Below are 12,076 nucleotides of genomic sequence, written 5' to 3' on the forward strand. Positions count from 1 at the left end.
CCTGTGTAATCAGGCTCTGCTGTTCAATTATGATAAAACCAAAAATACATTATGATGAACGGGAAGAAAACCTCCCTTAATGAGACGTTAACTCAACTATTGGATGAACTTTTACAGCACTGACTTTGAAGCCAGGCATTTTGCATGTCGGGTCTAAATCCTGTGAAACGAGGCGATTGACATTTTGTGAGTCTGCCCAATGAAAAGGAACGAAAATTGTATCATGGCGAATGGTTGCTGACCATTTGCTTCTTACAGCAATACTTCCCCGCCTTGATTCGATTTTCACCAATGTATTGTCTGGAATATGATATTTCTTTGCTGTTTCCGGATGGATTTCCATATATGATTCGAAATTTCTGGCGGCTAATGATGAGCTTTTTCTCGTTTGTACTCCCGTTAAATAATGTGACATGATTCTCCCTGTTGTTAAATAAAGGGGAAAATCCGTACATGGCTGTTCTTTTGGAACAAGAGGCACATTATTAACCACAACCATGGCCGCCTTTCCATCCGGATGGGCAAAGGACTTTTCGAATAACCTTTTTGTCCCTTTATGGTCAATGGTTGGGCATGGCCACAATATGCCTCCTTCTTTTCTTAATCGATCATATGTTATACCATAATAATCAGCGGTCCCCCCGCGGCTTGCCACTCTCAATTCTTCGAAAATCTCTTTCGCAGATTGAAAGGGGAAATACTCCTCTTTTCCAAGAGCTTTTGCTATATCACAAATGATTTGCCAATCATGCTTCACTTCCCCAGGGGAGGAAAAACTGGCTTCCCGCAAGGTCACCCGTCCTTCTAAATTTGTCATCGTTCCTTCATCCTCTAAATAAGACGAAGTAGGTAAAATTAAATCTGCCAATCTAGCAGTTTCAGAAACGAACATGTCTACTGCGACAAGAAACTTTAATTTTTTCAAAGCCTTTTTGACAAAGTTAGCATTGGGATTTGAAACAATTGGATTGGAACACATTAAAAACATGCCTGTAATTTCACCTTCATTTATCTTCTCTATCATCTCGTATGCCGATACACCTTTACGCGGCAAATCAGCTTCATCAATTCCCCATATTCTTGCAATATGTAATCTATGTTCCTCATTTTCAATCATACGATACCCCGGCAGCTGGTCTGCCTTTTGGCCATGTTCTCTTGCTCCCTGCCCATTTCCCTGTCCAGTGATAGCTCCATAACCCGAATTCATTTTCCCTATTTTCCCTGTAGCAATAAGAATATTAAGAAAATTACGAACGGCGGCTGAACCATCTGTTTGCTGTTCAACTCCCCTTGCTGTAAAAATCATTCCTGATTCTTCTTTACCGAACATTGCAGCCGCTTTTTGAATTTGGTCGATAGGCACCCCTGTCATTTCTGCAATTTCCTCCAACTTTAAAGATGTAACATACTCTTTAACTTCGTTGTAGCCATTTGCACGGTCCCGGATAAATGCTTCATCAGTAAAACCTTCTTCAATGATCACTTTCAATAATCCGTTTGCCAAGGCGGCATCCATCCCTGGTTTTACTTTTAGATGTAAGTCGGCCATTTTCGTTGTTGCTGTTTCTCTTGGATCTACAGCAATGATATATGCCCCATTTTGTTTCGCTTTTTCGAAGTAAGGCATGATTGTCGGCTGGCATTCCGCAATATTCGTGCCCGCCAAGATAATGCACTTTGTAAACGGAACCTCTGATAAGCTGTTGGTAAGGCCCCTGTCCATACCAAACGTTTGGCTTGCTGCCGAAGCAGCTGCGGACATGCACAATCGGCCATTATAATCTATATACTTTGTTTTTAAAGCTACTCTTGCAAATTTTCCAAGCAAATATGCTTCTTCATTTGAAATGGATGCACTCCCATATACAGATAAGGCATTTACACCATCTTCCGCTTGAATTCTTGTGAAATTCTCCTTAATGTGATTTAATGCCTCCTCCCAAGATATTCGAATAAATTCACCATTTTTTTTAAGTAATGGGTATTTGATTCGGTCGTTATGCAATGCATGTTGGTGTGCATTCATTCCTTTAATGCATAAGCGCCCCTCTGAGGTTGGATTATCTTTTCCAATCGTCATATACTTTTTTCTTGTCACTATTGTTTGTTCCAATAGCTGCATCTTACATTGCATACTGCAAAATGGACATTGTGTTTCATACCGTTTTTCTGATTGGACCTCTTGTTGCTTCGTGCGGAAATATTTTAATAATAATTCAGTCAAGGCTGCTCCCCCTTTACTCTTTGATTTCTTCTGGTACAAACATTATCCGTTTATCTAAAGGTATTTCCACTTAGTTCATTCACTCATCTACGCCATTTCCAATCGTTGGGATAGTTGCTGGCTAAGTTCATTATCAAACAAAACTTCTCTAACATGAATTAAACCCACTCGTTCAATCCATTGCCAAGTCCGTTCTAAGTAATTGGCTGTTTCACGATAATATTGAATAAAGCCGATGATGATTTCAATTGCTTCATCATTTGTCCCGGCTATACATAACAGTTCACCGGCACGAATATTACGTCCGCTGCTTCCGCCCACATATATTTCCCAGCCCCTGTCAACGCCCATGACACCTATATCTTTCGTTGTTGATCCTGCACCGTTATGCATACAAGCAGATATGCCCATCTTAATACGATAAGGTGTTGATACATGCTCCAATCTTTTTTCCAAATCTACAGCAAGTAAAAGGGATTGCTGTTTTTCACAAGAGCAAACATTCTCACCGATACATGTTTTGACGTTTTGAACGGTGTTACCATATTTCGAACTTAACGGCATGTCTAAATCAGCCCACACACCTGGAAGGTCTTCTTTTTTCACACCCATTAAATGAATCCTTTGTTCACTTGTTACCGCCACATGAGATATATCATATTTATCTGCAACATTTGCAATTTTTCGCAAGTCTTTCGCATTCGTCATCCCGCCGTACATTTGCGGGATAATAGAGTATCGATTATCACTTTGAACTGTTGCATTCTTTTTTTCATTTATGAATAGGGTTTGCTGCCTGATCTCGTATTCTGGGTGAATCATCCCTAAATAATAGCTAAGGGCCGGCCGGCAAGTTGAACAGCCTCCGTCATTTCCCCATTGAAGAACATCCATCGCTTCTTCGACAGTTTTTAAGTCTTGGAGCTGCATTTTATACACGACTTCATCTTCCGTTAATGTCGTACATGAGCAAAACGCAGTTTGTTTCTCATCCTGAGTAGAGAGATTACTTTGAATATAGGTCAAAAGCTCGGTAACTGCCGGCTTACATCCACCACAAGAACCGGTAGCCTTTGTGCATTGTTTAACTTGTTCCACTGTTGTTAATCCCTTTTTTTGAACCGCTTCAATGATTGCACCTTTTGAAACAGCATTACAATTGCACATGATTTCATGGTTTGCCATCGAAGCGATTATTCCCTCACCCGTACTTGGTGATTGGAACAGTGCACGCTTTTCCCCTGATGATACTACTTGGCGCTTTAAAATCATATCGAGTAATCGCGAGCTGATGTTTGTATCTCCATACAGCACAGCACCTATTATTTTTTTCCCTTGAAAAACCACCTTTTTATAAACACCATCTAATTCATCAATAGTTGTGATTGATTTCGTTGTTACATCACCAATGAAATCTCCAACAGAGAATAACTCAACTCCTGATATTTTCAACTGGGTGGACAGGACCGAGCCTTGGTATCCATTGCATTTCATCTCACAAATATGCTTTGCCAGCACTTCACCTTGTTCATATAGAGGTTTCACCAGTCCATAAACAATGCCTTGATGTTCAGCACATTCACCAACCGCATAAATATTTGGGATGCTGGTTTCTAAATAATCGTTTACAATAATGGCACGATTTGTATCAATTCCGCTTTCTTTGGCCAACTGAATATTCGGTCTGACTCCCACAGCCATAACGACCAAATCTGCTTCCAGCTCCGTTCCGTCTTTAAAACGGACGCGCTCTACACGTTCGTTGCCGATTAACTCCTGTGTTTCCTTTTTCAAAAGAAAGTTCATTCCCTGGTTTTCCAACTCTTTTTGCAGCAAAAGTGATGCCTTTGAATCAAGCTGCCTTTCCATTAAATGGTCAGCAATATGAACGACATGCACTTCCATACCAAGGTTTAACAGCCCTCTCGCTGCTTCTAAACCTAATAAACCCCCTCCAATAACGACAGCTTTTTTATATTTGCGTGAAGTTTCAATCATCTTTTGGCAATCTTCAATCGTCCGAAATGCAATGACGCCTTCTTTATCAACACCGGTAACAGGAAGAATAAACGGGACAGAACCTGTGGCAATTATCAGCTTATCGTAGTAAACTTCCCGTTCCTTGTCCGTTTTTAACTTCCGAGTCTCTTTATCAATTTTTACAACCGTTTCCCCTGTGAACAATTGGATATTGTTCTTCGTATACCAGTTTCGATCATTTATCGTAATATCTTCAAAAGAAGTGTTGCCTTGGAGCACAGTCGACAATAAGATTCGGTTATAGTTGACGTGTGGTTCACTGCCGAAAACAGTAATCTCAAAAGCAGCCGGATCATTCCTGATAATTGATTCAACACAGCGTAATCCCGCCATTCCGTTCCCTATAAGGACCAGTTTTTGTTTAAACATTTTATCCCCCCAAATAAGTACTGAAACAAGCCGATATAATTAGTAAACAAAGTTCTAAATCTTAACTGAATTCTTTCCGAGTACCCACGTTTTTTTCCATGAAAGCTGAGCTAGACCCAGGATAAGCAACGCCGCGATTCCAACTGCGGAAAATACTAAAAATCCTGTAGCATATGTGCCAGTAATCTGTTTTAACGTTCCTAGTATGTTTGGAACCAAGAATCCGCCAACACCTCCGGCAGCTCCTACAATTCCTGTGATAAAACCAATTTCTTTTGAAAATCGCTGTGGAACTAACTGAAAGACAGCCCCGTTGCCCATACCGAGAAATAGCATTCCGATGAACAACAGAATCGTAACGACAGTAAGGGAATAAAGAAAACTAATCCCAAACATACATAATGTGAGTCCAATAAATAAAAACATAAGCAGCTTAACTCCACCTATTTTATCGGCAATATATCCTCCGACGGGACGAAAGAAGCTTCCAGCGATGACACATAATGTAACAAATTCCCCAGCCCTAATTCGTGTTAGCCCATACTCATCAACAAAAAAGATGCTTAAAAAGCTGGTAAACCCGACAAAGCCCCCAAAAGTCACACTGTAAAGAATACAGAAATACCAGGTATCCCTTATTTTAAATACATTGAAATATTCCTTGAGCGGTTTTGCAGGCGGTTGAGATGGTGCGTCTTTTGCGATTAAAATATAAATGACAAACACGATGGTTAAAGGAATCAAAGCTAATCCCATAACATTATGCCAGCCAAGAGACTCTGCAATAAGCGGTCCAAACAATGTCGCAAAAAGAGTTCCGCTGTTACCGGCTCCCGCAATGCCCATAGCTAGACCCTGCAAATGCGGGGGGTACCAGCGGCTGGCCATTGGAAGTGCTGCAGCAAAACTTGCACCTGCCACTCCGAGCAAAATCCCAATTATATAAAGCTCGGCTAAACTTTCTCCGAATAACCAACCCCAAAAAAGCGGAATCATCGTAACAAGCATCCCGCCGATCGCTGTTTTCCGCGGGCCGATGCGATCAGTCAAAAAACCTAGGACGATTCGAAAAAACGAGCCTCCCAAAATCGGAATAGCCACAATCAAGCCTTTTTCAGCTGGGGAAAGCCCGAAATCCCTTGTAATATAGACACCAAGTGCACCTAATAATACCCAAATCATAAAACTGATATCAAAATAAAGGAATGAAGCTAATAATGACGGAGCATGACCGCTTTTTTTCAATTCAGATATTTTCACTTTTCATCTCTCCAATACTTTATTAATTGAATATTCGTTTATTTTACTCTTATAAAAGCAAGATTTCTTTGTTTATGTCAGAAAACATTACACACTTTTTTTGTAAGTTATAAAATGTGAATACTTTGAAGTCGTTATTGGTTAAAATTTAATAATTTCATTTCGTTTTTCCTATATAAATCGAATGATAATGTGGTTTACTTAGGTGACGTGTAGTCCCAAGCTTGTTTAACTTTTCAGTTATTGCAGGAGATATACCAAAGATACCTCCAATAACTTTTCAATTTTCTCCATACAAAAAAAGAGAAGCCTAATGCTTAAGCTTCTCTTCCAGACTGTAGATAAACACGACTATTTAATTGAGTTTGTTTACAGTTTTAATATTTGTCCGTTAATTTCCACTCCAGGCACACCACATTTTCCCCGCAGGGGTCTCGAACACACGCTCCAATCAACTTTGTTATAACTATTATGATAGAACTCCTTTTGCCTACAGTCTTTTTTGTTTAAAATAGAAGAAATAAAACTAGGGGTGATATCTATTCAGCGAGATTAGCTTTAAATGATGATTGAATCTTCATTAGAAGGCGGGTTCTTCACACAGCACGAAATAAGGAACTTTTTCATATGATGTGTTATGAGCGGCATGAGATTTAATAATCTGATTATATCCGGGGAAAGGTTGGGTGCAATAATATGAAGCAATATCCATTTCATAACATCCCATTTCAAAATCTTCAGAAAAAAGACATGTCATTTGAAGAGGTATTCGTTCATATTGTTGAGTTCATGAAATTGAACCCTTCCGGTAACTATCGATTAATGGTCGGTACAGATTCGCAAGTACATAAAAAACATACTGTTTTCATTACGGGCATCGTGATACGGCAGGTCGGAAAAGGTGTATGGGGTTGTATAAGAAAAGTGATGATTCCTAGAAGGATGCTGCATTTACATGAACGTATTTCCCAAGAATTGTCTTTAACGGAGGAGATCGTGTCACTGTTCACAGAAGAAAGAAAAAACCAATTAATCGATATTGTCCTGCCTGCTGTATACCAAGGGGCAACGTTCACGATGGAGGGGCATATTGATATCGGGATTGGAAAGCGGAACAAAACCAGTGAGTTTGTAAAAGAAATGGTAGCCAGGATGGAATCCATGGGCGTGGAACCGAAAATCAAACCCAATGCTTTCGTCGCTTCAAGTTATGCCAACCGATATACAAAACAAGAGTAATGTCTTTAGAAAATGTAATATTCCAAATCAACCTACACTGAATTTGTAAAGGGCTGTGAAAATAAATCAAGACAATTCTTATTGTACGGTATTTGAAAACAGCAAAAAACCGGCCTCAGACCGAGACCGGCTTCAACATTCAAAGATATAAGCCGCCATTGCCGTATTCAGTAAGAAAGTTTTAAACCACCACTCCTCAAAGTGGGTGTTTGCAGAAATAATCCTGTTGTCCAAGTCAGTGACGAGGCATAACATTCCTGTTTCAATATAAAACTCCCTATTACAGCTTAAAGGTTAAAACTTTATTATCATTACGAACAGTGCAGCTTGTATTGTTATAATACTTGAATTCCTCATATGTTACAATGTTAATTATCACCATATTAATAACCTATGGCTGACTAAGGGAATGGACGTCGTATTAGCCCTTTATAATAGCATTCGTTACAATCAAACTATTGATCAAAATAACCGATAAAATCCCCTTCGTCTTTATTTTGCAGATATAATACCGTTTCTTTGTCAGAAATAGTAGGCAGTCCAAAATTTTGTTCATACCTCTCAATTCCTTTACCTGTAATTATAATCCAATCCCCTTCCTTTCCAGCTTGTATCGCCTCCTGTATAGCAAGTGTTCTATCAGGAATAACCTTCCCATTTCCAGCAGAGTAATCGCTTTTCAGTTTATTTAGTGACGATTCCATCCCCTCCATTCCCTCCGAATTCAGATCATCCATCGTCAAAATGGAAACATCACTATGTTCCGATGATACTTTAACCATTTCAGCCCTTTTGGTTGTATCTCGTCCACCTCGGAAACCAAAGATATGATAAATTTTTTTGGCCCCGCATTCTTTGGCAGTTTGAAGCATGTGATGTATGGCATCTGCAGTATGTGCATAATCGATGACGATTGTCGGTCCATATTCTTTCTTATACATTTCAAACCTTCCAGGCACACCGGAAAATTGTTTCAATGATGTGAGAATTTCCTTTTTTGAAATTGGAAACATCTTCGCTACGGAATAGGCGGCAGTTGCGTTATATAAATTATGAAGTCCAGGTAAAGGTAACTCAATTTTCACAAAGTCATGATTCTCATTCAATAAAATAAAGGGATTTGTTGCAGTATTATAATTGGTGATTGTTAAATCGAAGCGATTGGATTTTCCAAAGACAAAGGCACTGACGTTCTTTTCCCGTAAGTATTCTTGTAGTCTTTCTCCCCAGAAATCATCCCCATTGATGATCGCAAGACCATTAGGTTTCAATTTTGCAAATAGAAGTAATTTTGCCAGGAAATAATCCTCCATCGTACCGTGGAAGTCGAGATGGTCATGATACAAATTCGTGAAGACACAGAAATCAAATTCAATTCCTTCTAAACGGTATTGAGCTAATCCATGTGAAGACACTTCCATTATGACAACCATGTCCCCACTTGCAGCCAGTAAGGAATTCAACTCCATGCTACCAGGAGTCGTATTATGGGAATCGACTTTGTTTCCATTGATAATATGCTGTATCGTACCAATGACGGAACAGGTTACCCCATTTTCTTTCAATATTTGCTGAAGCATATAACTCGTTGTGGTTTTTCCATTGGTACCTGTAATTCCTATCATTATTTTTTGCTTGCTTGGATCTCCATAAAACCTTTTGGCGATTAGCCCTAATGCTTTACGGCTGTTCTCCACTCGTAAAAAAGGAATTTCCAAACCCTTAATATCGCGATCACCAATCACAGCTGATGCCCCTAAACGAATTGCATCTTTAATGTAATTATGGCCATCTGACTTATATCCGGTTACGGCAACAAAAAGGTATCCCTTTTTTATTTCTTTAGAGTTATCGGTTACACCTGCGATGGATATATGTTCAACGTCCTTCGGCAAATCCCAGTTGATCGCATCTTTCAATATGTCTTTAAGGATCATTAACTTTTCTCCTTTTTCATTTAAGCTATTCACCTAACTTTTTTTGAAAATGAAATGCATAAGTTCCAACATGCCATTTTTAGTATTTACCAGTACTCTAAAAATAATTGTTAAACCAGAATTTGTTAGTTGAACAGTAAAAAGAAAAGCAGCCGATAAGGCTGCTTTTCTTGGCTATTGCTGTATAGAGGTGTGGGCACACCGCAGGATACTTACGATTGGATTTCCAGTGGTTTGGATTCGGCCTTTTGATTGTACAATGGCAAAATGAAAAACATTCCTATAATAAAAAAGAAAGCGGCGGTTTCAAATATGGCGACGAGTGAAAATTGCTCTTTCAGCACGCCTGCCGCACTCATGGTCAAAACCATCGATCCAGTGAATAATGGGCTTAAAATTCCATTGACCCTTCCGATGAACTCGCCTTCGGTCCTCTGCAATATCAATGTATTGATGCCGATTTGGATACAAGGCAGCATTAGTCCATTAAAGAACTCGGCAGTAAGTGTAATCCAAAGATTTGTCGAAAGTCCCATTACCGCTAATCCAATGGCATTCACAAGCATTCCGAATGCTAATAATCTCTGAGGTGCCACTTTTTTGGCAAAAATCATCACCCCAGCTCCGCCTAAAATCATACCAAACCCATTCACCATAAATAACCATTGCAAATTTTCCTTAGGAAGTTCCAGTTGTTCGGTAACGAGAAATATAGAAAGTGGCTGAATGAAGCCCAGTCCAAGCCCGGCTGCCAGAAAACATAATCCAAGCAAACTTAGTTCTTTTTTTCGCAACACATAGCTCACTCCGCTTTTCATTTCCTGCCATAACGTTGTTTTTGCTGTCTCTTCATTCAGTTTTCGATCTTTTGGAAGAAAGGCGAGTGCTCCAGCTGAAAGTAAAAACGCCAGGCCAGTAATCGCAATCGAGATGTTTATCCCGAATGATTGGAAGGCAAATGTACCGAGAATCGGACCTAAAACCATAAATACTGCGAAGACGGTCTGATAAACGGACATCCCTGTCTGAATTTGACTTTCAGGCAAATGCATCTTAAATAGCTTCATGCCTGATGGCTGAGAAAATTGAGAAAGTATCGCCGAAATCAAAGTTGCGAAGAATACCATTTTCCAACTGCCAAAGATAAGCGAGATTAGCACAGCAAATACAGATATTGCACTTAATATATCACACCAAACCATCGTTTTTTTCGGACTCCAGCGGTCCGCAAACGTCCCTCCAATGAATGAAAAAATAAAGATGGGAGCAAATTCCGCTACTGATATCATGGAAATGGCAAAAGCATCCCCGTTTGTCTTTTCCATGACGAATAACAAAACTGCAAAATTCCGTACCCATATCCCTATTTGTAAAAACAGGCCAGAAAAGATAATGGCCCGGAATACACGATTTTTAAAAATGTTAGGTTCCTTATTACTTAATGTTACGGATGTGTTTTTTTCCATATAAAAACCTCCTGTGAGATTTCTGGACAGGAGGCAGTACAATACAAAATTAACAAACTAAAAGATCCCTATTGGACGGAACACAATGATCTTTGTTTGTATTTTAGTACAGACTAATCCTATCCAGAAAAAAAGTTCGTATTTAGCACGCATTTTTTCTCTTAAAGAATAGGATTAAATGATCATTGTTTAAAGGTCACCCTTCCATTTTATGCTAATTTGATAATAATCTATTTAATCTGATAAATCAAGGTGAAATTTATAAACAAAAACATTTTTCAGAAAAGTTTGTGCAATTCCCCTCATAAAAAAAGGCTCCCTTTAAAAGAAAGCCACAGATTGGAGACAACTCGAAAAAAGCAAGATTGCCTTCAGATTTTTCATTTAAAAAAGTTCCAGTTTATTGATCGGGAGTTCGAGACTACTGTGGGAAAAGCGGTCCAAAGGAGACCTCACAGGCGCAAAGGGCGGACCGCCCGCGGAAAGCGAATGCTATACGGTCCAATCAACGTTCGAATACTTTCTTTATAAGAAGGCGTTTAATATCCTTAAGTTCCCGGGTACTATCACTAATTTCGGTCCTTTCTTACACTCACCATCATTAGTTCATGATAAGTCCCGGAATACCTCAGGCAATTGTGTTTCTTCTTTTAATTCTCCAATATATGTTCTTGTTTAGGACTTCCCTGTACAAGTAAATGGGAAGATGGCATTAGAATTTTATGCTCATGAAGAGCAGTCATCATTTCAAACCTCACACTCCTTGATGTTTCAAAGTAATCATCAGGTTTCACAAGTCCCACAATGCATAGTTCATATCCAACATATTTAAGATTCGGATTTAAATCCGTAATGCCGATGTATCTAAAATCCTCTTCAGGTGTACCATCCTCTAGCCTTAGAAGGGTCTCACCATACTTCTCATTACAGATAAGGCATATATCCTCCAACAGCCGTTTTACCTTTTCTGGACTTTCTTGGTAGCTTACAGTGATACGCTCAATGATTCGCATTCTCCCTTTATTAAAATTTTGAATTGTCCTGATTTCACTGTGAGGGATTGTCAGCAATTTTCCTGACCATTCCCTGATCTGCATGAACCGGATACCTATTTCTTCAATTGTCCCTGAACTTGTCCCATTGAATGTAACGAAATTCCCCACCCGGAATTCATTATCTGAAAGCCTTACAAATCCCAATAAGATATCCTTAAGCATTTGCTGAGCCGCAAATCCGATAACGACCCCTACAATTCCAGCTCCAGCCATGATTCCCTTTATGTCTATAAACTGTCCAATCAGATAAATGAGGAAAAGTCCTGCTATGCCGTATCTAAGAGCAGACCGGGTAACTCCCTGTATCGTTCTTTCAACTTCTTCCACAAAAAAATTAGATCTTTTAAAGAACCATTCAACCATTTTATTCAAAATATAATAAACGGCCAATAAAAGTAAAGCCAATATAAAAAGCCTCAATAACAAAAATTCTTGCAAATAATCCATAGCCCGCTCTGTAAATTTCAAGACATTCATGTTCCC

At 39.2% G+C, this 12,076-nt stretch carries 7 protein-coding genes and 1 other RNA gene; 1 reads left to right on the forward strand and 7 read right to left on the reverse strand.

Features of this window, described 5'->3' with window-relative positions:
• Window positions 1–76 precede the first annotated feature (76 nt).
• The 3 genes from nasC to ACYP5M_RS03915 all read right to left on the reverse strand — a co-directional run bounded on the left by nasC (window position 77) and on the right by ACYP5M_RS03915 (window position 5,896).
• Window positions 77–2,227 carry an assimilatory nitrate reductase catalytic subunit NasC gene (nasC, locus tag ACYP5M_RS03905; protein WP_459734679.1) on the reverse strand — a complete coding sequence of 717 codons (2,151 nt, stop codon included), beginning with the start codon at window positions 2,225–2,227 and terminating at the stop codon, window positions 77–79.
• Window positions 2,228–2,314: 87 nt separating this feature from the next.
• A complete protein-coding gene (nirB, locus tag ACYP5M_RS03910; protein WP_459734680.1) occupies window positions 2,315–4,636 on the reverse strand; it encodes a nitrite reductase large subunit NirB in 2,322 nt (773 codons plus the stop codon).
• Window positions 4,637–4,690: 54 nt separating this feature from the next.
• The gene (locus ACYP5M_RS03915) at window positions 4,691–5,896 is read right to left on the reverse strand and encodes a nitrate/nitrite transporter (protein ID WP_459734681.1); all 1,206 of its coding nucleotides are present in this window, start codon (window positions 5,894–5,896) and stop codon (window positions 4,691–4,693) included.
• A 696-nt stretch (window positions 5,897–6,592) separates the two neighbouring features.
• On the opposite strand from ACYP5M_RS03915, the gene ACYP5M_RS03920 reads away from it, so the two are divergent.
• Window positions 6,593–7,135 carry a ribonuclease H-like YkuK family protein gene (locus ACYP5M_RS03920; protein ID WP_230175939.1) on the forward strand — a complete coding sequence of 181 codons (543 nt, stop codon included), beginning with the start codon at window positions 6,593–6,595 and terminating at the stop codon, window positions 7,133–7,135.
• Window positions 7,136–7,280: 145 nt separating this feature from the next.
• Here ACYP5M_RS03920 and ssrS read toward each other — a convergent pair.
• From ssrS to ACYP5M_RS03940, 4 genes are all read right to left on the reverse strand, one after another.
• Window positions 7,281–7,467: non-coding RNA, 6S RNA (gene ssrS / locus ACYP5M_RS03925), on the reverse strand.
• A gap of 123 nt (window positions 7,468–7,590) precedes the next feature.
• Window positions 7,591–9,072: a UDP-N-acetylmuramoyl-L-alanyl-D-glutamate--2,6-diaminopimelate ligase gene (locus ACYP5M_RS03930; RefSeq protein WP_459734682.1), complete on the reverse strand. Its 1,482-nt coding sequence runs from the start codon at window positions 9,070–9,072 to the stop codon at window positions 7,591–7,593.
• A 212-nt stretch (window positions 9,073–9,284) separates the two neighbouring features.
• Window positions 9,285–10,538 carry an MFS transporter gene (locus ACYP5M_RS03935; RefSeq protein WP_101222199.1) on the reverse strand — a complete coding sequence of 418 codons (1,254 nt, stop codon included), beginning with the start codon at window positions 10,536–10,538 and terminating at the stop codon, window positions 9,285–9,287.
• 650 nt (window positions 10,539–11,188) lie between these two features.
• Window positions 11,189–12,070, reverse strand: coding sequence for a mechanosensitive ion channel family protein (locus ACYP5M_RS03940; RefSeq protein ID WP_434166960.1), 882 nt, complete (start codon window positions 12,068–12,070; stop codon window positions 11,189–11,191).
• Window positions 12,071–12,076: the final 6 nt, after the last annotated feature.

It is taken from the genome of Peribacillus sp. N1, assembly GCF_054600815.1.

What these genes read in the sequence shown, in the direction of transcription:
- nirB (WP_459734680.1), bottom strand. Translation starts at nt 4,636, where the DNA reads ATGTTTAAACAAAAACTGGTCCTTATAGGGAACGGAATGGCGGGATTA.
- ACYP5M_RS03940 (WP_434166960.1), bottom strand. Translation starts at nt 12,070, where the DNA reads ATGAATGTCTTGAAATTTACAGAGCGGGCTATGGATTATTTGCAAGAA.
- ACYP5M_RS03920 (WP_230175939.1), top strand. Translation starts at nt 6,593, where the DNA reads ATGAAGCAATATCCATTTCATAACATCCCATTTCAAAATCTTCAGAAA.
- ACYP5M_RS03930 (WP_459734682.1), bottom strand. Translation starts at nt 9,072, where the DNA reads ATGATCCTTAAAGACATATTGAAAGATGCGATCAACTGGGATTTGCCG.
- ACYP5M_RS03935 (WP_101222199.1), bottom strand. Translation starts at nt 10,538, where the DNA reads ATGGAAAAAAACACATCCGTAACATTAAGTAATAAGGAACCTAACATT.